This window comes from Nocardia tengchongensis (genome assembly GCF_054781395.1).
Map to the genome: position 1 here is coordinate 153982 of NZ_BAAGUM010000019.1, position 24772 is coordinate 178753.

General features: G+C 69.3%; 13 protein-coding genes and 2 tRNA genes. 6 read left to right on the plus strand and 9 right to left on the minus strand.

The window, feature by feature from the left end:
* Positions 1-15: 15 nt before the first annotated feature.
* Entirely contained in the window at positions 16-789 is a 774-nt protein-coding gene (locus ACYVKL_RS36355; protein WP_379173163.1) for an MmyB family transcriptional regulator, read from the minus strand.
* 593 nt (positions 790-1382) lie between these two features.
* On the opposite strand from ACYVKL_RS36355, the gene ACYVKL_RS36360 reads away from it, so the two are divergent.
* Positions 1383-1459: transfer RNA gene (locus ACYVKL_RS36360), tRNA-Leu, on the plus strand.
* 65 nt (positions 1460-1524) lie between these two features.
* Positions 1525-1597, plus strand: a tRNA-Arg gene (locus ACYVKL_RS36365).
* A 36-nt stretch (positions 1598-1633) separates the two neighbouring features.
* Here ACYVKL_RS36365 and ACYVKL_RS36370 read toward each other — a convergent pair.
* The gene (locus ACYVKL_RS36370; protein WP_379172953.1) at positions 1634-2215 is read right to left on the minus strand and encodes a TetR/AcrR family transcriptional regulator; all 582 of its coding nucleotides are present in this window, start codon (positions 2213-2215) and stop codon (positions 1634-1636) included.
* 83 nt (positions 2216-2298) lie between these two features.
* Here ACYVKL_RS36370 and ACYVKL_RS36375 point away from each other — a divergent pair, with 83 nt between their 5' ends.
* The gene (locus tag ACYVKL_RS36375; RefSeq protein ID WP_379172955.1) at positions 2299-2691 is read left to right on the plus strand and encodes a nitroreductase family deazaflavin-dependent oxidoreductase; all 393 of its coding nucleotides are present in this window, start codon (positions 2299-2301) and stop codon (positions 2689-2691) included.
* 47 nt (positions 2692-2738) lie between these two features.
* Here ACYVKL_RS36375 and ACYVKL_RS36380 read toward each other — a convergent pair whose 3' ends face one another.
* Positions 2739-3659 carry an SGNH/GDSL hydrolase family protein gene (locus tag ACYVKL_RS36380; protein WP_379172957.1) on the minus strand — a complete coding sequence of 307 codons (921 nt, stop codon included), beginning with the start codon at positions 3657-3659 and terminating at the stop codon, positions 2739-2741.
* A 226-nt stretch (positions 3660-3885) separates the two neighbouring features.
* Here ACYVKL_RS36380 and ACYVKL_RS36385 point away from each other — a divergent pair, with 226 nt between their 5' ends.
* Positions 3886-5316, plus strand: coding sequence for an amidase (locus tag ACYVKL_RS36385; RefSeq protein ID WP_379172959.1), 1431 nt, complete (start codon positions 3886-3888; stop codon positions 5314-5316).
* A 49-nt stretch (positions 5317-5365) separates the two neighbouring features.
* Here the strand turns inward: ACYVKL_RS36385 and ACYVKL_RS36390 are convergent, their stop codons facing one another.
* From ACYVKL_RS36390 to ACYVKL_RS36405, 4 genes are all read right to left on the minus strand, one after another.
* Complete coding sequence (locus ACYVKL_RS36390) at positions 5366-18502, minus strand: amino acid adenylation domain-containing protein (RefSeq protein WP_379172961.1); 13137 nt, start codon at positions 18500-18502, stop codon at positions 5366-5368.
* Positions 18503-18852: 350 nt separating this feature from the next.
* Positions 18853-20247 carry an FAD-dependent oxidoreductase gene (locus tag ACYVKL_RS36395; RefSeq protein ID WP_379172963.1) on the minus strand — a complete coding sequence of 465 codons (1395 nt, stop codon included), beginning with the start codon at positions 20245-20247 and terminating at the stop codon, positions 18853-18855.
* Positions 20248-20293: 46 nt separating this feature from the next.
* Positions 20294-20680: a hypothetical protein gene (locus ACYVKL_RS36400; protein ID WP_379172965.1), complete on the minus strand. Its 387-nt coding sequence runs from the start codon at positions 20678-20680 to the stop codon at positions 20294-20296.
* Between the two features lie 54 nt (positions 20681-20734).
* The gene (locus ACYVKL_RS36405) at positions 20735-21538 is read right to left on the minus strand and encodes a LysR family transcriptional regulator (protein WP_379172967.1); all 804 of its coding nucleotides are present in this window, start codon (positions 21536-21538) and stop codon (positions 20735-20737) included.
* 67 nt (positions 21539-21605) lie between these two features.
* On the opposite strand from ACYVKL_RS36405, the gene ACYVKL_RS36410 reads away from it, so the two are divergent.
* A complete protein-coding gene (locus ACYVKL_RS36410; RefSeq protein WP_379172969.1) occupies positions 21606-22499 on the plus strand; it encodes an NAD(P)H-binding protein in 894 nt (297 codons plus the stop codon).
* A gap of 172 nt (positions 22500-22671) precedes the next feature.
* On the opposite strand, the gene ACYVKL_RS36415 is transcribed toward ACYVKL_RS36410, so the two are convergent.
* Complete coding sequence (locus ACYVKL_RS36415; RefSeq protein WP_213556622.1) at positions 22672-22905, minus strand: DUF3039 domain-containing protein; 234 nt, start codon at positions 22903-22905, stop codon at positions 22672-22674.
* An 80-nt stretch (positions 22906-22985) separates the two neighbouring features.
* Here ACYVKL_RS36415 and ACYVKL_RS36420 point away from each other — a divergent pair, with 80 nt between their 5' ends.
* A complete protein-coding gene (locus tag ACYVKL_RS36420; protein WP_379172971.1) occupies positions 22986-23426 on the plus strand; it encodes a DUF3099 domain-containing protein in 441 nt (146 codons plus the stop codon).
* On the opposite strand, the gene ACYVKL_RS36425 is transcribed toward ACYVKL_RS36420, so the two are convergent.
* Positions 23397-24734 (minus strand): MFS transporter, encoded by a 1338-nt coding sequence (locus ACYVKL_RS36425; protein ID WP_379173165.1) that lies wholly within the window; start codon positions 24732-24734, stop codon positions 23397-23399. The genes ACYVKL_RS36420 and ACYVKL_RS36425 overlap by 30 nt on opposite strands.
* Between the last annotated feature and the right edge of the window lie 38 nt (positions 24735-24772).

Below are 24772 nucleotides of genomic sequence, written 5' to 3' on the forward strand. Positions count from 1 at the left end.
CAGATCGGCGCCGCCTCAGCGCACGCCGATTCCCCAGAACATCCTTGTCCAGCCGGGATTTCGGGCGGTGTCGACGTCGTAGAGTTGCAGTTCAATCCGGAATGATTTGCCGGACACGCAATCTCGCAGGTGCAGGGCAGGCTGTGCGAGCGAGTAGGTCACTCGCCCGGCCGCCCACCGCCGCGCGAATTCGGGATAGCGGCACAGTTCGGCCAGCAATTGCCCCGCCCAGACGGAATTGCGGGGCAGAGCGATGCGGGCGCGGAGTGCGGCCACGGCGGACTCCACGACCCGGTCGTGTTCGGCCAGCACGGCATCCGAACGCCTGTCTGACAGCAGCCAGTGCATGACGTTCCCGATTTCCTGCAATCCTGGAAAGGCTTGGTGGGCTGCTTCGTTGAGGGCCAGGATGTTCCAGCGCAGGTCGAAGTATCCGGCTGGATCAGATCCGCAGCGATCGATACGGCGCAACATCTCAGGGGAGATGTCGGCGCGCAAATCGGCAACTTCGGGCACCTCGATGTCCCGCAGATCCGCCAGGTCGAACAGGTATCTCCGCTCGTCCTCCGAAAGCGGCAGCGCCCGTTCCAATCTCCCGGCCAACGCCTCGACTACCGGGCGAGTCGGGCGGTCGCGGCGTCCGATCTCCAGATGATTGATATAGCTGGCGCTGACACCCGCGGACTTCGCCAACCCCTCCCGAGACAGACTCCGCTCATCCCGCAAGTGCCGGAGAAAATCCCCGAAACTCGGCGTGGGCGGCGGCACCGCTTCGATCAAACCAACCATGCCGGACACCAATCCCCTTCCGCTTGGAACCAACCGAACGGAACGATAGCGACCGGCCGGGTGCCGATCGCACGAAACGGACATACCGGATTACCGTCGAGCGACGACCGGGCAAACTTCTGCGGAATTCAGCCACCACGCCATTCCGCAAGATCAACGGCGGCACACCGACTGCCTTGCACGAAGCGCAGCGGTCGGCACACGATTGCCGAATCTTCGCTGCGCCGAAAATGGGCACGATTCGTCGGATGCGCGGCAAGTTCTGACACCCCGCCGCCAACCGGAATCAGTTTCCGGTGCTTCACTACGGTGATCAGCACACCAGTCCGCCGACCGTGCAGTCACCCGTAAATCGTTTTACCGCTTCGGAGCTCGTTGCTACCGTAGTTCCAACATCTCCACCCGACGACACCGGAAAGGCGGCCCCCGTGACCGAGCTGAACCAGCCCGCATCCCTGTTCGACCTCGCCCGCCGACTCCGTGCCCGACTCGGCCGCAGCGTGTCCTAGCGGATCGGTATCACCGACCCACCAGGGGCCGCTGCCGGGCACAAGCCACGGACAGCGGCTCTTTCACTATTCGTCCGATGTCATTCCCTCGTAGCCCAATCGGCAGAGGCGGCGTACTCAGAATGCGTCTTGTGTGAGTTCGAATCTCACCGAGGGAACCAATCCATCCAACCCCGCGCACCTCAGTGCCGAGTAGATGTCAACGCCGACATCCGCGCGGGGTCACGTGCCCGTAGCTCAGCGGATAGAGCACTTGTCTACGAAGCAAGGGGCCGGAGGTTCGAATCCTCCCGGGCACACCGATTTTCGATGAAGCGTGATGTCACCAGGTTCGGTCATTCCGGCGTGAGATGGCCGGTGATCACCGGTGAAACTCGGGCGACGAGGTTGTCCACCGGTTCCGAGGCGAGGGGTTCGACGCGCAGGATGTGGCGGAGGTAGGCGATTCCCAGCAACTGGCCCATTGCCAGGTTGAGGCGCAGCGCGGCGTCCGGGCCGGGGAGGGCGGTTGTCAGCTGTGCGTAGAGCTGTTGTTCGAGGAACTCGCGGACCAGTGCGGCCGACTCGTCGTGGGTGGCCGCGCCGCGCATGATGGCCAGCAATGGAGCCTGGGTCCGGGGCTGTTCCCAGGCTTCGAAGAAGAAGCGGGTGAGGCGTTCGCCGAGGCCGGCCGGATCGCCGGCGGTGAGGCGGGCGGCGACCTCGGCGGGCTCGAACGGCCAGCCCATGGCGGCGCGGAACAGGTCGGCCTTGGTGCCGAAGTAGTGGCGGATCAGCGCCGGATCGACGCTGGCGGCGGAGGCTATGCCGCGGACCGTCGCCTTCTCGTAGCCGGTCTCGGCGAAGGCTCGGCGGGCGGTGTCCACCAAGAGCTTTCGCGTGTCGGCCTTGCCCGGTCGTCGTCCTGTCGGAGGCATGGGGAGAAATTCTACAACCGTGGAGTTCTGGGCCTTCGAGGGTTACGCTCGAAGGAGAAATTCCACACGCGAGGAGTTACTCGATGCCCACGCCACGATGGGTCGCCCACGCCAACAAGTTCAGCCTCAATCTGATCACCAGGTACATCGCGCCATGGGCTCCCGGATGGGCCCTGGTGGTGCATCGCGGCCGGAAATCCGGGCGAGTCTTCCGAACGCCGCTATGGGCCTTCCGCCGCCAGAACCGCTACGTGATCGCACTGACCTACGGATCCGAATCGGATTGGGTGCGCAACGTTCTCGCGGCGGACGGCTGCGAGCTCCGGACCCGGCTACGCCACTACGAGGTCGGGTCCCCGCGCGTCTACCGCGACGCGCGGGCCGCCGATATGCCGCTGCCCATCCGGCTCATGCTGCGCTACGTGCTGCGGGCCCCGGACTTCCTCAGCGTCGACATCCTGCGCGAACTCCCCTAGCCGATCGCACGATCATCGGTGTCGATGCGATTGCGGGGGAAGCTGTTTCAGCCTCGGGTGATCCGGTCCTGCATGGCGGCCGCGACCATCGAGTCGCCGCGTGCGGTGGGGTGCCAGGGGAATCCGAGCAGTTCGGTGCGGGGGTCGAGGGCTCCGGCCACCCAGGCGTCCGGGGTGCAGGCGCCGTGGCCCGCGGTGATCGCTCGGCTGTCGAGGAAGTCGACGTCGAGGATGGCGGCGGCTTCGCGCTGGGCGGTGTCGATCCGGTCCAGGAACCCGGTGATCGCGCCGGCTCGGGGCTGGACCGCGTCGACGCCGAGGATGCCCGCGCAGGCGGAATCCCCTCCGGGAGTGTGGATCTCGGGGTATCCGACGAAGACGATCCGCGCGTTCGGGGCGTAGTAGCGGAGGTAGGTGACCGCTTGGCGGACTCGGGCGGCGTAGGCCTGGCCGGTGATGGTGGCGGGGTCGGGGGCGCGGCCCTGCGCCGCGGCTTCCGGACCGCAACCGTCGATCAGGTCGATCAGGCACGAGTACGCCTTGGACAGGGCGATCGGGTTGTCGGTTCCCCAGGCGTCGTTCATGCCGAGCTGAATCGTCACCGTCCGGGTGCGTGGACCGAACGCGCCGTCGGCCATGGCTCGTTTGACCTGGTGCGTCAGGGTCCAGCCCGAGGTGTCGATGGTCCCGCCCTGGCAAGAGGTGTCCTCGACGTCGCCGGGTGACAAGCCGATGCGCTGGGTCAGCTGTGTCGGCCAGGACGTCGCCACGTGTTTGCAGTCGGGATCGCCGCCCGCGTTCAGCAGGTCGACGATCTCCCCGTTGGCGGAGAAGGAATCGCCCATCACCACGAGGGTTTTACCGTCGGGGGCGTCCGCCGTGGCCGGGGGCGCCATCGCGGCGAGCACCGCTGCGGTGCCGCAGGCCGTTGATGCCGCGAGCAACCGCAACCGAGCCGAACTCTTCACTAGCCGTGTACCTCGTATCGATCCATTGTGAAACGCTTCCGATTCGAACGCCCACTGTAGCGGCGCGCTGGTAGCGCCACCGCTGGATCGCGAATTCGCCCGAAATCAGCCGACCGGCGTGGACCCCGACCAAGCACCCGGGTAGTACATCTTGCCATTTGATGTCAAAATGTAACGACGTGGTTCGCGGGCGCGCACTACGCGATGATCCGGAGGGCACGTCCACATGAGAATCACCGAGCAGTCGGGTGTTGTTCTGGCACAGTCGATTCGAGCCGGAACGGTCAGCGCCCGCGCGGTCGTGGACGCCCACATCGAGCTGCTGGAACGCGTCGCTCCGACGCTGAACGCCGTGGCCGCCGACCGCTACCGGCAAGCCCGGCTGGACGCCGATCGCGCCGACGCCCGGATCGCGGACGGCGATCCCGCCACCCTCCCGCCGCTGCTCGGCGTGCCTGTCACGGTGAAGGAGTCGATCGCGGTGGCGGGCATGCCGCACAGCGCGGGCGTCGTCGCGCGCAAGCACCTGCGCCCGGACACCCACGCGACGGTCGTGCAGCGTCTGATCGACGCCGGTGCGATCCCGATCGCGGTGACGAACACCGCCGAAGGCTGCATGTGGATCGAAACCGACAACCGCGTGTACGGGCGCACCAGCAACGCCTATGACCCGCGCCGAACCGCGGGCGGATCGTCCGGCGGCGAGGGTGCGGCCGTCGGCAGCGGCGGCTCGCCGCTCGGTCTGGGCACCGACACCCTCGGCTCGATTCGAATCCCGGCCTTCTACAACGGCGTGTTCGGGCACCGGCCGTCGCTGGGTCGCGTCCCGCTGACCGGTGCATGGCCGCCGCCGCACGGCGTGGCCACGATGTGTTCGAACGGAGTGCTGGCCCGCCGGGCCGAGGATCTGATGCCCGCGTTGCGCATCATCGCCGGACCGGACTCGATCGACCCGCTGGTCACCGGCGCGCCCGGCTGGCCGGACCCCTCCGCGACCGATCTGGCGGGCACCCGGGTGACCCTGATCGACGACGCGTTCCTGCCCGGCGTCGCCGGCGAGATGCTCGGAGCGCGCGACCGTGCCGCCGCAGCGCTCGAGGCGGCGGGCGCGAAGGTGAACCACGTCAGCATGAAATCGCTGCGAGCGGTCGGGATGTACGCCGCGATCTTCCTCGCGGAGGAAACCGGCGTCAGGTTCGCCGACACCCTCCGGGGCGAAGGAGCGGGACCGCGCTTCGGACGCGAATTGCTCTCGCCGCGTAGCGATCACACCACCGCGATGCGATCACTACTGTTCGGCGAGGAGGTCGAGCGTCGCTTGCCGAAATCGCTGACCAGGCGAATCGTCGACGCCGCCCGCTCGATTTCGGACGAGCTGACGGCGACCATCGGTGATGGCCTGCTGCTTCATCCGACCATGCCGACAGTCGCGCCGCGCCACGGTCGGACCGTCGGACGCCCCTGGTCGGCCAATGCCGTCGCCGCGTTCAGCCTGGCCGGCGTGCCGGTCACCCAGGTGCCGCTGGGGTTGGGCTCGGCGGGGCTGCCCCTGGGTGTGCAGGTGGCCGCGGGCATCGGCAACGACCATCTGACGATCGCCGCGGCGCTCGAACTGGAACGCGCCTTCGGCGGGTGGGTCGCGCCCACCCCGCGGTGAGCGCGACCGGACCTGATCCGGAACCGTGGCCGGACCGCGTTCGGCGGTATCACCGTGTCGGTCCGAGATACTGCTCGTCGAGTACGTCGGCGATGGTCGCCAGCGCCTGCGGACCGGTCATGTCGAGGTGCGCGACTTCGATGTCGTGATTGGTGATCTCGCCGGTCACATACGAACGCCAGCCCTCGGGGCCGAAAATATCGGAGGTGTCGACGGTCGCGCTGAAGTACACGACGTCGCCGTCGAATACGGGGCGCTGGTAACCGGTTCTGGTGCGGGCGGCCGCGTTGAACGACTCGGCCATCCGTTCCAGGGTCGCCGCGTCGATGAGCGAGACACCGCCCAGCCGTTGCCGAATCATTTCGGCGGCCTCCTCCGCGGTGGCGTCTTCGGGCACGTCGTCGATGCCGAAGACCGAGCCGAAGGAGCTGACGAAACCGCCCGCGGTCAGCCGTTCGATGCTGTCGCCGTCGATGTCGGTGGTGTCGGCGTCGAGCAGGGCCACGGTGCCGATGACATCCCCGTCCTGCCGCAGCTTGGTGGCGATCGCATGGGCGATGAGGCCACCGAACGACCAACCGAGCAGGTGATACGGCCCGGTCGGCTGCACGCGGCGGATCTCGCGGATATACCGGTCCGCGAACTCCTCGATGGAACCCGCGGGAGGTTCGTGACCGCTGAGATCGGGAGCCTGCAGACCGTAGATCGGCCGTCCCGGGCGCAACGCGTCCGCCAGTCCCAGGTAGGTCCAGGCGACACCGGAGGACGGATGGATGCAGAACAGTGCGGGCTCGGTGCCGTCCAGCCGGATCGGCAGCAGCACGTCCAGTCCGAGTCCGGCTGGTGCGGAATCGACCTGGGCCGCGGCCGCGAGTGCCGCGCTCTCCTCGGCGGCGGCCGCACGCGCGGCCGGAGTGCGGGCGAACTCGGCGGCGGCGCCCAGCGCGGCAATCCACAGATCAGCCAATTCCGACACTTCGTCCTCGCGCAGCACGGTTTCCGGGAACCCGAAGCTGGCCTGCATCCGGCATCCGATCACCACCGCGTTCACATCGATCGCCGATTGCAATGGCACGTCCGGGCATTCGGCGGGCGTCGGATCGCCGAAGTCATCGGTGGGCAGCCAGCCGATGCCCGCCAGTCCCGCCGGGACATCGGTGGTCGAGTATCGGCCGAGATAGTTGAACCCGATCTGCCCGGGCAGCCGATGCGGAAGCCGGGGCGTGGTCTCGGGATTCAGATAGCGCAGCAGGCCGTATCCGATGCCCTTGTCCGGCACTGCGAGCAGTTGATGCTTCACCGCGCGGATGGCCGCGCCCATGGCCGGGCCGCCCGCCAGGGCATCGTCGAGGTCGATGTCGCCGAGATCCAGTCGGACCGGATACAGGGTGGTGAACCAGCCCAGGGTTCGGGACAGGTCGGCGCCCGGAATCACGTCCTGTTGTCTGCCATGGCCTTCCAGCCGCAGCAGCGCGGTGCCCTCGGCGATCCCCCGATTCGCGCGCCAGCTCACGATGGCCAACCCAAGCGTGGCGAGCAGCGCGTCCTCGACGCTGCCATGGAAGAGTCCGGGCAGGGTGGTGAGCAGCGCGTCGGTGACCTCCGCGGAGAGCTCGCGGTCGATCCGGCGCAAGGTGTGCGTCTGATCGATCGCTGGATCCAGTGCGCGGGACCCGATCAGCGGGTCCGGGCCCTCGATGACCCGACACCAATGGCCGAGTTCGGAAACCCTTCGATCGGTGCGTGATTCGTCGGTGAGCGCGTGCGCCCAGCGCCGCATGGAGGTGCCCGTCGAGGTCAGGACCGGATCCGCGCCCGCCGACACCTGCGCCCAGGCCGCGATCAGGTCAGGCACCAGAATGCGCCAGGACACCCCGTCGATCACCAGGTGATGGGCGATCACGACCAGGCGGCCGGGCCCGGAGTCGGCGGGGCCGGCCGGGACGAGCCAGAGGAACTGCAGGACGATGCCGTTCGCCGGATCGAGCCGATTCGCCGCGAAATCCACTGTGGTTTCGATGAACTCGCGCGTGTCGACAGGGTCGGCCGCGGCATCGAATTCGACGCGGTGCACCAGCGTGTCAACGTCGACCGTGCCGGGTTCGGCTACCAGCAAGCGCATCTCACCGTCCTCGGCTCGAATCAGCCGGGACCGCAGCATGTCGTGGTGGTTGATCACCGCCGCCAGGGTCGCTAGCAGGCCGACGCGGTCGATTCCGGCCGGCAGGTCGAGCACGGCGGTCTGGGCGAAGCGACGGTGGTCGCCGCCGCGCTCGAGCATGTAGTGCACGATCGGTGTGAGCGGCAGTTCGCCGACGCCGCCGCCGGGCAGTTCCTCGAGGACCGCCACCGGCGCCTCCGCCTCGATCGCGGCGGCCAGCGCGGTCACGGTGCGATGCTCGAACACCTGCAGCGGAGTGCAGTTCAGGTCCCGCTGCCGGGCCAGTGACACCAGCTGGATGGCCAGGATGCTGTCGCCGCCGAGCGCGAAGAACGAATCGTCCGCGCCGACCCGTTCGATGCCGAGCAGCTCGGAGTAGATCTGCGCGAGGGCCTGCTCCGTACCGATGGCCGGCGGCCGGTACTCGGTGCGATCGATGGTGAAATCCGGTGCGGGAAGAGCATTCCTGTCCAGCTTCCCCACGGCGTTGCGTGGAATCGAGTCCAGCACCACGAAGGCGGCGGGAACCATGTAGGCGGGCAGGCTGTCGGCCGCCATGGCCCGCACCGCCGCGACATCGAGGTCGGCGCCCGGCGTGCGAACCAGATAGGCGGCCAGAGCCGTAGCGCCGGTCGGGCCCGCGACGCCGAGGGTCACCGCGAAATCGACACCGGTGACACGGCCGAGCACGGCGTCGATCTCACCGAGTTCCACCCGTTGACCCCGCACCTTGACCTGGAAGTCGGTGCGGCCCACATACTCGAGTTCGAGACCCGATCCGGTGCGCGTCCACCGCACCAGATCCCCGGTGCGATACATCGTTTCGCCCGGCGCGCCGAAGGGGTTGGCGACGAACCGGGCGGCAGTCAGGCTCGGACGGGCGTGGTAGCCGCGGGCCAGTGCGGGACCGGCCAGATACAACTCCCCCGCGACACCGACCGGCACCGGCCGCAGCCGATCGTCGAGCGCCAGCACCGCCGCGCCCCGCACGGGTGCACCGATGGTGACCGGCCGGTCGGCGGCGAGCGCCGCGGAACCCGTCGCCCAGATGGTGAATTCGGTCGGACCATAGAGATTCAGCAGCACGCGATCGGCGGCCCACCGCTCGACGAGCTCCGCGCCGACGGCCTCACCGGCCACCGCGAGCACCCGCACACTCGGCACCGCGGCGGGTTCGACGGTGGCCAGCGCTGAGGGCGTGATGACCATGTGGGTGACCTGTTCGGTGTCGATCAGCTCGGCCAAGGCGCTGCCGCCGAACACGTCCGGTGGCGAGACCACCGATGCGGCGCCGGAGCCGAAGGCCATCAGCGCTTCGAAGACCGAGGCGTCGAAACTCGGCGAGGCCACCTGCAGGACCCGCGAGGTGTGGTCCAGGCCGAGCGACTCCTGCTGGGCCGCGACCAGATCCGCGAGGCCGCGGTGGGAAACGCTCACGCCCTTCGGGGTTCCGGTGGAGCCCGAGGTGTAAATCATCCAGGCGGCGTTCTCCGGGCGGATCGGGGCCGAGGGCCGGTCCGCGCCCGGCGGGCGGGCACCGGCCCGGACCAGCCGTTCGACGAATTCCGGATCGTCGAGCACCAGCCACCGGGTGCCGCCGGGCAGGGCGGGCCGATACCGGTCGAGGGTCAACCCCACCGCGGCGCCGGAATCGGCGAGCATGTGCTCGATCCGGTCCGCTGGATACCCGGGATCGATCGGCAGGAACGCCGCTCCCGTCGCGGCCGCCGCCCAGATTCCGGTGAACAGTTCGGCGGACCGCGGAAGAGCCAGTGCCACCACGGTTTCCGGTCCGAGACCGGCCTCGAGCAAGATCCGCGCCAGCGCCTCGGATCGGGTGACGAGCTCCCGATAGGTGGTGACCACACCCTCGACGACCAGTGCCGGGCGATCGGGATGGCGGGCCGCGGTCGCCGCGAGCAGCCGGGGAAGCGTTGTCGTCCCGGCGGTTTCGGGGCCACGCACCGGGGCCAGGGTCGCACGCTCGGTCTCGTCGAGAATGTCGATCTCGGCCAGTCGCACGTCGGGCCGGGTCAGGAACTCGGTGAGCACGCGCTGCCAGCGGGTGGCGAGGGCGGCGGCCGTCGCCGGGTCGAACAGGTCGGTGGCGTAGGTGACGACACCGTCCAGGCCGGCCGGTTCCGCGCCGGTGAAACGTTCACGCAGGTCGAGCATGAGATCGAATTGCGAAGTGTCGCGGTCGAAATCCTCGATCTCGAAGCGCAGGCCGGGCAGTTCCAGGACCGGCTCGGCGTAGTTCTGCAGTGTCAGCGACACCTGGAACAGCGGGTGGTGGGCGGTGGAGCGGCTCGGGTCCAGGACTTGCACCAGCCGTTCGAAGGGCACGTCGGCGTTGGCGAACGCGTCCAGATCCGCCGACCGGACGGCGGTGAGGAAATCGTCGAGCCCGGCGGCGGGGTCGACCCGGGTGCGCAGCGCCAGCGTATTGACGAACATGCCGACGAGCTCGTCGAGCGCCTGCTCGCCGCGACCCGCGATCGGCGCGCCGATGACGACGTCGTCGGTGCCCGCCAGCCGGGCCAGCAGCACCGCGAGGGCCGCGTGCGCCACCATGAAGAGGCTGACGTTGTGCGCTCGGGCGAATTCCAGCAGGGCACTGTGTGTTTCGGCATCGATCGGGAAGGTGAGTTCGGCGCTGCGCATGGTCTGCACCGCGGGGCGCGGGCGGTCGGCCGGCAACTCCAGCACCTCGGGTGCGTCGGCGAGCACCGCTTTCCAATGATCGATCTGTTGCGCGGCAATCGATTCCGGATCGGCTTCGCTGCCGAGCAGTTCGCGGTGCCACAGCGCGAAATCGGCGTACTGGACGGCGAGCGGCGCTCGCACGCCGTCGCTTCCGGTCGAACGCGCGGCGTACGCGGCGGCCAGATCGGCCGCCAGCGGAGCCATGGACGCGCCGTCGGCGCTGATGTGATGGACCACCAGCACCACGACGTGCACGGTATCGGAGCCGAGGCGGAACAACCCGGCACGCAACGGCAATTCGGTGGCGAGGTCGAATCCCTTGCCCGCCAGTTCATTGATCCGATCCCGCAGCGGCGCCCCGATCCCGGTGTCGACCAACGGCACCGGAGGGGCGGCCGACTCCGGGGCGATCACCTCTTGGCGTGGCCCGTCGGCGTCCACGGGGTAACGGGTGCGCAGGCTCTCGTGCCGGGCGACCACGTCGGCCAGCGCCAGCCGCAGGGCCTCGACATCCAGCTCGCCGGTGAGCCGCAGCGCGATGGCGATGTTGTACGCGGGTGAGGCGGGATCGAGCCGGTTGAGCACCCACATGCGTTGCTGCGCGGGCGACAACGGGATTCGTTCCGGCCGCGTGCGTGCGGTGAGGGCGCGGCGGCCGCGACCGCCGTCGCCCTGCGCGACCCGCGCGGCGAGCTCCGCCACGGTGGGCGCGTCGAACAGGTCGCGCAGCGCGATGGCCGCGCCCAGTACCGCATTGACCCGGGCGACCACCTTGGTGGCGCTGAGCGAATTGCCGCCCAGCTCGAAGAACGAATGGTCGACGCCGACCCGCAGTGTGCCGAGCACCTCGGCGAACACCTGCGCGACCGCCTGTTCGGCGGGGGTGCGCGGCGCGCGGTACGGCCGATCCGCCCGCGTGAAGTCCGGCGCCGGAAGGGCTTTGCGATCCAGCTTGCCGACCGGGGTCAGCGGGACGGCGTCCAGCACCACCAGGTGGTCCGGCACCATGTATCCGGGCAGTTCCGCGGCGATCCGGGAGCGCAGGCGCTCGGTGTCGACGTGCACGCCGGCGACCGGCAGCACATACGCCACCAGCACGGTCGCCCGCGCGGGTCCCTCCACGCCCAGGGTGACCGCGTATTCGACCTCGCTGTCGCGCGAGAGCGCCGCGTCGATCTCACCGAGCTCGATGCGCAACCCGCGAATCTTCACCTGGAAATCGCTGCGCCCCAGGTACTCCAGCTGATATTCGGGCTCGCTCCCGGCCACCCAGCGCACCATGTCACCGGTGCGGTACATGCGGTCGCCGGGCGCGCCGTGCGGATTCGCGACGAAACGGTTCGCGGTCATCTCGAACCGGCCGAAGTAGCCGCGCGCCAGGGCGTGACCTGCCAGGTACAGCTCACCGGCCACCCCCGCCGGCACCGGGCGCAACCAGCCGTCGAGCACCATGACCGCCGCGCCGCGGATCGGACCGCCGAGGGTGATCGGTTCGCCCTCCACCAGTTCGCCGGGACCGGTCGCCCAGATGCTGAATTCGGTCGGACCGTACAGGTTCACCATGCGCCGGCCCGCCGACCAGCGCGCGATCAGTTCGGGCGTGGCCGCCTCGCCCGCGACCGCGAGCACACGCAGCCGCGTCAGTCCGGCCGGGTCCATCGTGGCCAACGCCGACGGAGTGATGACCGCATGCGTGACCTGCTCGTCGCGCAGCAGCGCCTCCAATGCCGCGCCACCGTAGACGTCGGGCGGCGAGATCACCAGCGTGGCGCCCGTCGCGTGCGCCGTCAGCATTTCGAACACCGAGGCATCGAAACTGGGCGACGCCACCTGCAGCGTGCGGGCGCCTGGATCGAGGTCGAGGGTCTCGCGCTGGGCCGCGACCAGATCGGCCAGGCCGCGGTGACCGCACAGCACGGCCTTCGGCTTTCCGGTGGAGCCGGAGGTGTAGATCAGATACGCGATCTGGTCGAGGTCGATGTGGCCGCCGCGGTCGGCGTCGGTGATGGGTGCGTCGGAGACCGTCAGGGCCCGGCGCAGGGTGCTGAGGTCGTCGAGCAGCAGCCAGTCGACGCTCCCGGGCAGGGTTTCGCCGATCTCGGTGATCGTGATGCCCAGCGGCGCGCGCGAATCGGCGAGCATGTGCTCGATGCGTTCCACCGGATACGAGGGATCCAGTGGAACGAACGCTGCCCCGGTCTTGGCCAGGGCCCACACGGCCACCACCGATTCCAATGACCGGGTGAGCGCGACCATCACGAACGTCTCGCGGCCGATCCCCCGGGCGAGCATCACCCGGGCGAAGCGGTTCGACCAGGCGTCGAGCTCGGCGTAGGACAGGGCGATGTCACCCGCGCGGGCCGCGATAGCCGCACCGTCGAGAGCCGCACCGGCACACAGGATCTCCGGGAGGGTCCGCGGCGGCGCCGAGGCCGGTCCGCGCACAGGCAGCAAGGCGGCGCGCTCGGCGTCATCGCAGCACTGCAGCCGCGACGTCGGGGCGCTCGGATGGTCGGTGAGTTGATCGAGCAGCCGGACGAAACGATCGAGGAACGACCGCGCCTCGGCGGGCGGCACGTCGTCGACCAGGTACTTCACGCTGATTCGTAGCGTTCGCACCCCGTCGCCGGGCGTCGGGACGACGATGAGACTCAGTGGGTACGGCGTCGCATCGGTGGTGTCGGCGTCGAGCACGCGCAGGTCCGCGCGCTCGAGCGCCTGCGACAGCCCGGCCAGGTCGATCGGGTAGGACTCGAAAACGACCAGGGTGTCGAACAATTCGGGCAGACCGACCGCCTGCTGGATCGCGGCCAGCCCCACGTGCTGATAGTCCATCAGCCGGGCCTGTTCCCGTTGTACCCGAGCCAGCAGGTCGGCCACCGGTTCCGCGGGATCGAGCCGCACCCGCACCGGCAGGGTGTTGATGAACAACCCCACCATGTCCTCGATGCCGGCCACCTCGGGTGGCCTGCCGGACACCGTGCCGCCGAACACCACGTCGGTGCGACCGGTCAGCATGGCCAGCAGCATCGCCCAGCCCACCTGCACCACGGTGTTGACCGTCGCGCCGGATTCACGGGCCACCGTCTCCAATCGCGCGACCGCCGCGGGCGGCAAATCGACGGCGACAGTTCCGGTTTCGGTCGACTCGATTCCCGCAGGCGACCGCACCACCCGGGTCGGACTCTCGATTCCGGCCAGCGACCGCGTCCATGCCGCCAACGCGACAGCGTCGTCCTGGTCGTGCAGCCAGGACAGGTAGCGGCGGTATGCGGGCACGGGCGGCAGCGCGGTGGGGTCGCCCGCGGTGAGATACAGCGCCAACAGCTCGCCCACCAGCAGCGGCCCGGACCAGCCGTCCAGCACGATGTGATGGTTGGTGAGAACGAAACGGAAACTGTCGGCGGTCATTCGGATCAGCGTGCAGCGCAGCGGCAACGGTCGCGACAGGTCGAAGTGCTCCCGGGCATCGAGCGCGAGCAGCCGCGCGAGTTCCGAGGCGCGGTCGTCGTCGTCCTCGATCGTGGTCAGATCGAATTCCTGCCAAGCGATCTCGGCATCGGCGAGGACCAGCTGGCGGGGCCCGTCAGCGGATTCCACGAAGGCGACCCGCAGATTGTCGTGGCGGGCCACCAATGCCCTTGCGGCGTTGTGCAATCGCGCGGCGTCCACGTCGCCTTCGAGGGTGAGCAGGGATTGCACGGTGTAGACATCGGCGGTGTCCGCGTCGTAGAGGGTGTGGAAGTACATGCCGTACTGCAAGGGCGAGAGCGGCCAGACCTCGGTCAGGTTCGGGTAGGCGCGATCCCAGCCGTCGATGTCGGATTGCGTCACCGGGAGGAGGTCGAAGTCGCTCGGGGTGTGGCCGCCCGCCGCGGGGTCGGCCGCGTGGTCGGCGAACGCGCGCAGCGCCTCCGCCCAGAGCCGGTCCAGCTCGCCGATGTCGGCGGCGCTCAGCAGCCGGGAGGCGTAGCGCCACTCGACTTCCAGACCCGTGTCCAGGCGCACCACGTCGAGGGACAGCACCGCGGTCAGCGGCTCATGCTGCCACCGTGACGATTCCGCACCGGCAGCCGCGCGGTCCCGGTAGGTGAATCCGATCTGCGGCGTCGGGGCATCCATGAGTGCGAGCACGCCGTCGGCGTAGAGATAGCGCAGGATGCCGAAGCCCGCGCCTTCGCCCGGCACCGCCCGCAGTTGCTCCTTGGCGGCCTTGATCACCGCGCCCGCCGCGGCGTGGCCGCCGAACGCCTCGTCGAGATCGATACCCGCCAGATCCACGGCCGTCGGAAACGCGCTCTGGAACGGACCGACCGTGCGAGCGACATCGGCGCCGGGCACGACGTGCGTGCCGCGACCATCGGCGGTGCGGGTCAGCAATACGGTTCCCCGTGTGCGCCAACGGCTTACCGCCAGGGTGAGCGCGGCGATCAGCACCTCCTGCGGGTCGCAGTGGAATCGCTGCGGGATCGTGGTGAGGACCGCCTCCGCGGAGTCGGCCTCGACGGTCGTTCGCAGTTCCGCCGCGGTGGCGGTCACATCGACCGCCGGATCCAGCGGGGCGGACCCGAGGGCCGGATCGGGGGTCGCCAAGATCCGCTGCCACGCGGGCAGCTCGGCCGCGTGTTCACCGGCGTGCTCGAACAGTCCGTGCGCCCAACGCCGGAACGATGTGCCGGCCGGTTCCAGCGGAACGCCCGCGACGAGGTCGGCGAAATCGGAGACCAGGATGCGCAGGGAGATGTCATCGGTCACCAACGGGTGCAGGACGATCCAGCACAGCGGCTCCCGCTCGGCGCGGTCGATCAGCACGACCCGCACCACACCGGCGGCCGGGTCCAGTAGCGCACGCGCACGTTCGAGCGCCGCGTCCGGATCGATGCCTGAGCCCGCGGGCACCACCTCGAGCACCGTCGCGGCGTCGACCGATCCGCGTTCGGCGACGATCCATTCCCAGCCGCGCTCGGTGCGCAGCAGCCGGGAGCGCAGCAGGTCATGGTGATCGAGCAGGGTCTGCACGGCAGCGCCGACGCGGCGGGGATCCGATCCGCCGGGCAGGTCGACCGCGACCGCGTCACCGCCGCATCGGAGTGCGTCGCCCCGGTCCAGCAGCGCGTACACCGCGGGTGTCAGGGTCACGAGACCGGTTCCGCCACCGGGGAGTTCGGGCAGCGCGCGCGTGTGCGAGGTGTCGGCCACCGCGGCCAGCGCGGCAACGGTCCGGCGTTCGAAGACATCCCGCGGACTGAATCGGATTCCGGCTTCTTGCGCCCTGGTGACCAGCTGGATGGCGACGATGCTGTCGCCGCCGAGCGCGAAGAAGTTCTCGTCGACGCCGACCGTGTCCAGTCCGAGCACGTCGGCGAACAGCGCGGCCAGCGTCTCCTCGCTCGGCGTCGACGGCGGCCGGTGCGTGCTGGTTCGAGGGCTGAAATCCGGTGCCGGGAGCGCTTTTCGATCCACCTTGCCCAGCGGGGTGAGCGGCACCCGGTCCAGCACGATGACGATCTCGGGCACCATGTACGCCGGAAGCGTCTCCCCGGCAGCCGCTTTCAGCGCTTCGGGATGCAGGTCCACACCCGGCTCGGCCAGCACGTAGGCGACCAGCGCGGTCGCGCCACCCGGGGTTCGGACCCCGAGGGTGAGCGCGAAGTCGATCCCCGGTTGCTGTTGCAGCGCGGCGTCGATCTCGCCGAGCTCGATCCGGAAACCTCGCACCTTCACCTGGAAGTCGTCGCGGCCCTGATACTCGAGCTCGAGCCGGTCACCGCGCGCGACCCAGCGCACCAGATCGCCCGTGCGGTACATCCGCTGTCCGGGCTCGCAGGGATCGGCGACGAAACGCGCCGCGGTGAGCCCGGCGCGACGATGGTAGCCGCGCGCCAAACCCGGTCCCGCGAGGTACAACTCACCGACCCTGCCGACCGGCAACGGCCGCAGCCACGGATCGAGCACCAGTGCGCGGACACCCGGGGTGAGACCGCCGAGGGTGACCGCCGCGCCGGGGACCATCGGCTCGGTCAGGGTCACGGTGACCGTCGTCTCCGTCGGCCCGTATCCGTTCACGAGGGTGCGCCCGGACCAGGTCGCCGCCAGGTCCGCCGGGCAGGCGTCGCCGCCCACGATGACCGTGCGCAGCTCGGGCAGCATCTCGGGATCCAGCGAACCGACTACCGCCGGAGTGACATTGAGGTGGGTGACGCGGTGCGCGCGCAGCACATCCGCGAGCTCCGCTCCGGCGTAGGCGGACGGCGGGACGACCACGAGGGTGGCGCCCGTCGCGAGGGTCACCAGGATCTCCTCGACCGAGATATCGAAACTCGGCGAAACAGCATGCGCCATCACCGATTCGGCGGTGACGCCGAATCCCGCGCCGGAACCCGCGACCAGATTCGCGAGTCCGCGATGCGATACGGCCACGCCTTTCGGCAATCCGGTCGAGCCCGAGGTGTAGATGAGGTACGCGACCTGGTCCGGGTGCAGCGCCGCCCGGCGATCGGCGTCGGTGATCGGTCCCGCGTCCTGGGCCGCGCGACGCCCGACGGTCTCGACACTGTCGAGAACCATCCAGTCGACCCGGTCCGGCAGCGACGCACCGACCGCGGCGACGGTGATGCCGGTGACGGCTCCGCTGTCGCCGAGCATGTGCTCGATCCGGTCCGCCGGATAGCCGGGGTCGATCGGCACGGCGGCCGCACCGGTCTTGGCCACCGCGAGCATCCCGAGCACCGACTCCATCGACCGTGGAATCGCGATGGCCACCGTGGTTTCGGGGCCCGCGCCGTCCGCGATCAGGACACGGGCCAGCCGGTTGGTGTACTCGTCGACCTGGCGATAGGTGAGCGATGCCGCGTCGGCGACGATCGCCACCGCGTCCGCGTTCACCAGCGCGCCGGCCCGCAGGATGTCCGGCAGCGTCGAGGGCTCGACGCCCGCGGGTCCGCGGACCGGGGCCAGCTCGGCGCGTTCGGCGTCCGAGGTGACCGACAGCGTCGACAGCGGCGCATCCGGGCCCGCCGCCAGGAACCGATGCAGGTAGGTCAGGAACCGGCTGTGGTGCGCCGCCAGCCGGGCATCGCTGTAGAGGTTGGCATTGCCCTGGAAGTCGATGTGCGTGCTCTCGCCGCCCACACCCGGATAGAAGTTGACGAACATGTCGTCGATCAGGCCGGAGGACAGCACGTGCAATCGTCCGGTGACCGGGCCGAGCTCGATGCGGGTGTCCACCATCATCAGGTTGATCGACGGACCGAACGTCGCGGTCGCGTCCGAGAGCCTGCCCAGATCGCGCAGGATGTCCTCTTGGCGGTAGCGCTGCCGCCGCAGTGCGCCGGTCAGCTCACCCTGCGCGGCGCGGATGAGAGCGCCGACCGTCATGGCCGGCTCCAGCCGCAGCCGCAGCGGCACGACATTGGCGATCATCCCGCCCGAATGCCGCAGGACCGCCGTCGTGCGCGCCGAGACCGGCAGGCTCAGCATCACTTCCGAAGTTCCCGTCATGGCCGCCAGGTAGGCGGCGAACGCGGCGACGAGGGTGGGCGCGACACCCGAGGCCGCCGCCTTCGCGACGGATTCGAGCAGCTCCGAGGTGGCCTGCGTCAGCTCTCCCGCGACGCGGGCGGGGTGCGCGTCGACGTCGGCGGCACGCCCGGCCAGGCTCACCGGGTCGGCTGCCCCGTGCAGGTGCTCGAGCCAATACTCCCGGTCGGCCGCGAACCGGTCCGAGCCGCGATAGGCCAGGTCGGCGGCGATGATCCCGCGCAGGTCCTCGGCCTTGGCGGCGGGCGGTTCCCGGCCCGCCAGGGCCGCGCTGTAGAGCTCGCCGGTGCGCTGGATCATGGACATCGCACCCATACCGTCGAGCACGATGTGGTGAATTCGCGAGTACCAGAACCAGCGGTCCTCGGACAGGCGCAGCACCCGCACACACACCAACCGGTCGGCCGTAAGGTGCAGTGGCGCCGAATATTCCGAGCGCATCCAGGCATGCGCCGCCGCGTCCGGGTCCGGCTCGCCGCGGAAGTCCATGACGACCAGCCGATCGACGAGATCGGTGTCGACGAACTGGTACGGCTGGCCGTCGATCTCGGTCAGGCGCAGATAGCCGGTACCGAACTCACGGCCGGCCTGCCGCGCGGCCGACTCCAGGAGCCCGATATCGAGCGGACCGATCAGCTCGATGTACTGCGCGATGGAAAACGGGACATCACCCGCTATGTGCTGGGCGAACCAGATTCCGCGCTGCGCCGCCGACAGCGGAAACGCGCCTTCGGGAATATCGGGGGTCGATTCGACTATCGCGGGAGCCGGCTGCTGCATGAAGATCCTATGTTCCGACCGCACAGCCGTTGCCGGGGCACGATCTGCGTCACGGACGATGCCGGATCGGTGGATCCGGATCAGGCCGGCCTCCGGGATCCGATGCGGTCGGCTACAGCGATGGACGCATTCGAATCCGCACGATGGCGCCGCGCTACCGAATCGGCGACAGCCGATCCGCGACCGGAGGTGGCGGCCATGCTTCAACTGTCGCCGCCGGAACGGGTCGTCGACAGTCACCCCGGCGCTCACCCGGTCCCTCCCAGGGTGGGAAAACCTCCCCCCAGGGTGAAGAACCATTCGGCGGCCCGAAACGAACCGCCTGTTCATGCCCCTTTACAGAGGCGGCCCTACTGCGGTCGATTCCCCGCCGTGGCGTCGCGGCGGACCGCGGTCACGGCCTTGCGGGCGGCGACCTGGACCGGGTCCCAGACCGGGGAGAAGGGCGGCGCGTAGCCGAGGTCGAGGGCGACGATCTCATCGACGGTGAGGCGGGCGGTGAGGGCCACGGCGGCGATGTCGATGCGCTTGCCCGCACCCTCACGGCCGACGATCTGCACGCCCAGCAGCCGACCGGTGCGGCGCTCGGCGAGCATCTTCACCGTCATCGGCGCGGCACCGGGGAAATAGCCTGAGCGACTGGTGGATTCGATGGTGACGGCGACGAACTGCAACCCGGCAACCCGGGCGTCGTGCTCACGCAGACCGGTCCGGGCAACCTCCAGGTCACACACCTTGCTGACCGCGGTACCCACCACACCGGGGAAGACGGCATAGTCGCCGCCGACCCCCGAGCCGATGATCTGACCGTGCTTGTTGGCGTGCGTGCCCAAGGGGATGTGCCGTTCGGAACCGGAGACGAGGTCGAGCACTTCCACGCAATCGCCTCCCGCCCAGATGTTCTGGTGCCCGTGCACCCGCATCGCGAGATCGGTCAGCAGGCCCCCGGACTCCCCGAGCGGGAGACCCGCGGCGCGGGCGAGATCGGTGGCGGGACGGACTCCGATACCGAGAATCACGACATCGGCGGGATACTCGGCGTCGGCGGTGACGACAGCGATGACGCGGTCCTGCGCGTCGGTGCGGACGGCGGTCAGCTCGGTGTCACCGATCACCTGAACTCCCATGCCCTGCAGGGCCTTCCGGATCAGCGCACCCATATCCGGGTCGAGGGTGGACATCGGCTCGGCGCCGCGGTTGATCATGGTGACCTGGAATCCGCGATTGATCAGCGCCTCCGCCATCTCCACGCCGATATAGCCCGCACCCACCACGACCGCGCGCCGACCCGGGATCGATTCCAGGGTATCGATCAGCGCCTGCCCGTCATCGAGGGTCTGGACCCCGTGCACCGCGTCCGCGTCGATGCCGGGCAGGACGGGCCGGATCGGCGTCGCCCCGGTGGCGATCACCAGCTTGTCGTACCCGATCCAGCCCTCCAGCCCGGTATCGAGCCCGCGGAAACGCACCCGCCGCCCGGCGACATCGATCTCCACCACCTCGGTCCGTAACCGCAGATCGATGTCCCGCGCCCGATGCTCGGCCGGAGTCCGCGCGATGAGGGCGTCCGGGCCGTCGACATCGCCACCCACCCAATACGGGATCCCGCACGCCGAATACGAGGTGAAATGCCCCCGCTCGAAAACGACGATCTCCAGCTCCCCCGCGCTCTTCAACCTGCGCGCCTGCGACGCCGCCGCCATCCCCGCCGCGTCCCCACCGATGATCACCACGCGTTCGCTCATGACTCACACCGTACGAGCTGCCCGCACCCGGCCGCGCGACCAACGCTCACCGCGGTTGGCGAACCAGCGCCACTCGCCGACGCCGCCGGCGACGCGGCTCGACCGGCTGCCGCGACCGCCTGGCCCGCCCGTAGCGCAGCAACTCCATCAACAGGTCCTCCGCGGCCCGATACCGCGGGATGTCGACCGACAGCCGCCACACGATCGCCGGGTCACCGGCCTCCAGCACCGTCGCGCGCACCGGCAGCACATACCCCGCGATACCCGCATCCGACAGCGCGAAAAGCACCCGGTAGACCTGCGACTCGTCCAAGTCCGCGAGCACTCCCCACCCGTGTGCCGCGAGCCCATTGCTCAACCCCCGCGACGGAATCCAGTGCGGCGTGGTGCGCCGCACCGCCCACGGATCGGGAATCTCACGCGCCGCGGTCATGACGGCAGTCTATGCGGCCCAGCCGACCCGCGCGCCGATCCTGCGGAGCAAGCGCTACCACAACGCCGAGACGGCGATATCGAGGAACTCGCGCACGAGTTTGCCGCGCTGGTCCGCGGGCACGACCAGGCAGGTTTCCGATGCCGGGGCGTCGGTGACGGGGCGGTGGACGAGGTCGGGGCGGACATAGGCGCGGGCCACGCTCAGCGGGACGAGTGCCAGGCCGAATCCGGAGGCGATGAGCTCGAATTTCTCCTCCAGCGACGACGCGCGTCGCTTCTGGGGGTCGAGCATCCGTTCGCCGTCGAGGTCGGCCAGGGTGAGTTCACGGCGGGCGGCCAGCGGATGGGTCGCGGGCAGGCAGGCGACCCGGGGGTCGTGGCCGACCGGGACGACCCGCATTCCGGTTTCGTCGAAAGGTTTACGCAGATAACCGATCTGGGCTCGGCCGTCGCGCAGTGGTGCGTCTGGCTCCCACCAGCGCGCCGGGACGATGTCTGTCTCGACGTCGGGATGTCGCGTGGAGAATTCCCGAATCGGTTCGGAGACCGACAGTCCGGCGGAGAAGGCGATGATCAGCCGCCGCACGTCGCGGTCGGCGTCGTGGACGCGTCGCACCGCCGCATCGACGGCGGCCAGAATTCCCTGCGCCTCCTCGTAGAGCTGCTTGCCGGCGGAGGTCAGTTCCACGGCGCGGGTGGTTCGCGTCAGCAGCGCGCAATCCAGCTCCTGCTCGAAAGCCTTGATCTGACGACTCAAGACGGGCTGGGCGATGTAGAGCTGCTCGGCGGCCCGGCCGAAGTGCCGGTGCTCGGCCACCGCGGCGAAGTAGCGGAGCTTGCGCAGGTCCAGATCCATACCCTTACGGTATCAATCGATGGAAAGGGTCTTGGACGCCGCGACGAACCGTCACGAGACTCGAAGCATGATCGTCATCACCGCCCCCACGGGCCACATCGGCAGCCGGCTGTTGGACATCCTGCTCGAAACATCTACTCGCAGTGAGGAATTGCGCGTCATCGCCCGCGACCCCGGCGGACTTCCGGAATCGGTCCGCGCCCAAGTCGACATCGTCACCGGATCCCACGGCGACCCCGGCGTCGTGGACCGGGCCTTCGCCGGAGCAGACGCGGTCTTCTGGCTCGTACCGCCCGACATGTCCGCCCCGAGCCTGGACTCCGCGTTCTCCGGATTCAGCAGCGCCGCCGCCAAGGCGTTCACCATCCACGACGTCAAGCATGTCGTCGGCGTCTCGGCGCTCGGGCGCGGCACTTCCCTCGCGGGCAATGCCGGGCACGTAACAGCCTCACTGGCAATGGACGACCTGATCGCGAGCACCGGCGTGGCCTACCGGGCACTCGCCAACCCGTCGTTCATGGACAACCTACTGTGGCAGGCGGTTTCGATCCGCGACAACGGCGAGTTCACCGGCACCCTGGCCGCCGATCGCCCGGCTCCCATCGCCGCCACCCGCGATATCGCCGCAGCCGCCGCCCGCCTGCGGCTCGACCGCTCCTGGACCGGGGTCGGCGAGGTCGCGGTACTCGGGCCGCAGGACCTCACCCCGAACGACATGGCGCACATCATGTCCGAAGTCCTGGGCCGCCCCATCCGCTACCGACGGCAGTCGCTCGAAGACCTCCGCGCCATCCAGATCGCCCGGGGCGCCGGCGAACCCATCGCCACCGGCTACGTCGACATGATGCGAGCCAAGGAAAACGGCCTCGACGACGGTGTCCCCCGCACCGCGACAACCACGAGCCCGACCACCTTCCGCACCTGGTGCGAGCAGACTCTCGCCCCGGCGATCCGAGCCTGAGCGATCCGCGCAGAGCCGGTCCGCGGCGCAGGTCGAGCTCGGAGCGGGGGCGGCCTGGTCACCGCCCTGTCAGGCGGTGGCGGCCAGATCTGCCAGGCCGGTGGGTTGCCAGGTCCGGCCGCTCGTCTCCCCCTGGCAGACCAGGGGACACGGGCCGGACCAGCGAAACGAGCTAGTCCTTCTTCATCTGCTCGTAGATCTTCTTGCAGTCCGGGCAGACCGGGGAGCCGGGCTTGGCGGAGCGGGTGACCGGGAAGACCTCGCCGCACAGGGCCACGACGTGGGTGCCCATGACGGCACTCTCGGCGATCTTGTTCTTCTTGACGTAGTGGAAGACCTTGGGGGTGTCGTTGTCGGTGGAGTTGTCGGTGGTCTCTTCCGGACGCACCAGGGTGTCTGTGCTCACGGGTTCAATGATGCCAGGTCGGCCTGTCGCGGGGCGGGCGGCGTGTGCATCCGACGCGCTGTAGTGGAAGACTCGGGGGTATGCAGCGTGACGGCGAATCCCAGGCCGACGGCAGTAGCGGCGCGGGTCGCCCGGACGTCGAGTTCCATCCCGCCGGTTCGATACCGAAACCGCCCCGGCCGTCACAGGGCTATTTTCCGGGCGAGGAGAAGAAGCACCCGGCACTGATCACCGAGGCGCAGACCTCGCTCGAACAGCAGCACCGGGCCCGGGTTCGCCGATACATCATCATCATGTCGTTCCGGATTCCGTGCCTGATCGGCGCGGCCGCGGCCTATGGCATCTGGCACAGCTGGTGGCTGTCGCTGCTCATCATCGGCGTCTCGGTGCCGCTGCCGTGGATCGCGGTGCTCATCGCCAACGACCGGCCGCCCCGCACCCACGACGAACCGAGTCGCTGGGACGGGCGGCGCGATCAGACGGCCCTGGAGTCACGACCTCACAAGTCCATCGACAGCTGAGCTCTTCACCATCACGGGAATCGCGGCCGAGAGCAGCGCGGCGAATCCGCACAGGGCGCCCGCGATGAACCAGGCCGTCGTGTAGCTCCCCTGCACATCCCGGATGACACCCGCACCGAAGGCGGCCAGCGCCGAGCCGATCTGGTGCGAGGCGAACACCCAGCCGAAGGCGACCGGACCGTCGTCGCCGAAATGTTTGCGGCACAGGGCGACCGTGGGCGGCACGGTCGCGATCCAGTCCAAGCCGTAGAAGATGATGAACGCCCACATGCTCGGCTGTACGTCCGGACCGAAGAGGATCGGCAGCACCAGCAGGGAAACACCGCGCAGGCTGTAGTAGGCGACCAGCAGGTAGCGGGAATCGACGCGGTCGGTGAGCCAGCCGGACGCGATGGTGCCGGCGACATCGAAAGCGCCGACCACCGCGAGCAATCCGGCCGCAGTCGTCGCGGGCATCCCGTGATCGTGGGCGGCGCTGACGAAATGGGTGCCGATCAGGCCGTTGGTGGACGCGCCACAGATCGCGAAACCGCCTGCCAGCATCCAGAACACGGGCTTGCGGACGACGGTCGCGAGCACTGTCACGGCGCGAGCCGCGCCACCGGGAGCCGACGTCCGCACACCCACCGCGCTGCTGGGCTCGGCACCGTAAGCGCGCACCCCGATATCGCTGGGAAAGTCGCGCAGGAACAACAGCACCAACGGCACCACCGCCAACGCCGTCCCCGCCACCACCAGCGAGGGTGTCCGCCAGCCGTGATCACGCGCCAAACTCGCGATGAGCGGCAGGAAGACCAATTGCCCGGTCGCTCCCGCCGCCGTCAGCACGCCGGTGACGAGACCGCGCTGCTTCACGAACCAGCGGCCGGTGATGGTCGCGACGAACGGCATCGAAATCGAGCCCACCCCGACCCCGACGAGAACACCCCAGGTGGCCATCAACTGCCACGGCTGGGTCATGAACACCGTCAGCCCGGCACCCGCCGCGACCAGGACCAGCGCGCAGGACACGACCAGCCGCAGACCCAGCCGTTCCATCAGCGCGGCCGCGAACGGTGAGATCAGGCCGAACAACAGCACGTTCACCGACACCGCCGCCCCGATGGTGCCGTGCGACCAGCCGAACTCCTGATGCAGCGGATCCATCAGCACCCCGGGCACCGAACGGAACCCGGCCGCGCCCAGCAGCGCGACGAAGCCGACCGCGGCGACGATCCACGCCGGATGCGGTCCGCGGCGCGCGGCGGAGGGTGTGCCGTCCAACGGGGTTGCGCCCGACGGCGATTCCGGGTCGAGGCGGTCTGTCAGCTCACTCACCGATCGATCGTGACCGAAATCCTCTACCG

Excerpts from the sequence above, each read along its gene's own strand:
- ACYVKL_RS36355 (WP_379173163.1), bottom strand. The coding sequence starts at position 789 with ATGGTTGGTTTGATCGAAGCGGTGCCGCCGCCCACGCCGAGTTTCGGG.
- ACYVKL_RS36370 (WP_379172953.1), bottom strand. The coding sequence starts at position 2,215 with ATGCCTCCGACAGGACGACGACCGGGCAAGGCCGACACGCGAAAGCTC.
- ACYVKL_RS36375 (WP_379172955.1), top strand. The coding sequence starts at position 2,299 with ATGCCCACGCCACGATGGGTCGCCCACGCCAACAAGTTCAGCCTCAAT.
- ACYVKL_RS36385 (WP_379172959.1), top strand. The coding sequence starts at position 3,886 with ATGAGAATCACCGAGCAGTCGGGTGTTGTTCTGGCACAGTCGATTCGA.
- ACYVKL_RS36390 (WP_379172961.1), bottom strand. The coding sequence starts at position 18,502 with ATGCAGCAGCCGGCTCCCGCGATAGTCGAATCGACCCCCGATATTCCC.
- ACYVKL_RS36395 (WP_379172963.1), bottom strand. The coding sequence starts at position 20,247 with ATGAGCGAACGCGTGGTGATCATCGGTGGGGACGCGGCGGGGATGGCG.
- ACYVKL_RS36400 (WP_379172965.1), bottom strand. The coding sequence starts at position 20,680 with ATGACCGCGGCGCGTGAGATTCCCGATCCGTGGGCGGTGCGGCGCACC.
- ACYVKL_RS36405 (WP_379172967.1), bottom strand. The coding sequence starts at position 21,538 with ATGGATCTGGACCTGCGCAAGCTCCGCTACTTCGCCGCGGTGGCCGAG.
- ACYVKL_RS36410 (WP_379172969.1), top strand. The coding sequence starts at position 21,606 with ATGATCGTCATCACCGCCCCCACGGGCCACATCGGCAGCCGGCTGTTG.
- ACYVKL_RS36420 (WP_379172971.1), top strand. The coding sequence starts at position 22,986 with ATGCAGCGTGACGGCGAATCCCAGGCCGACGGCAGTAGCGGCGCGGGT.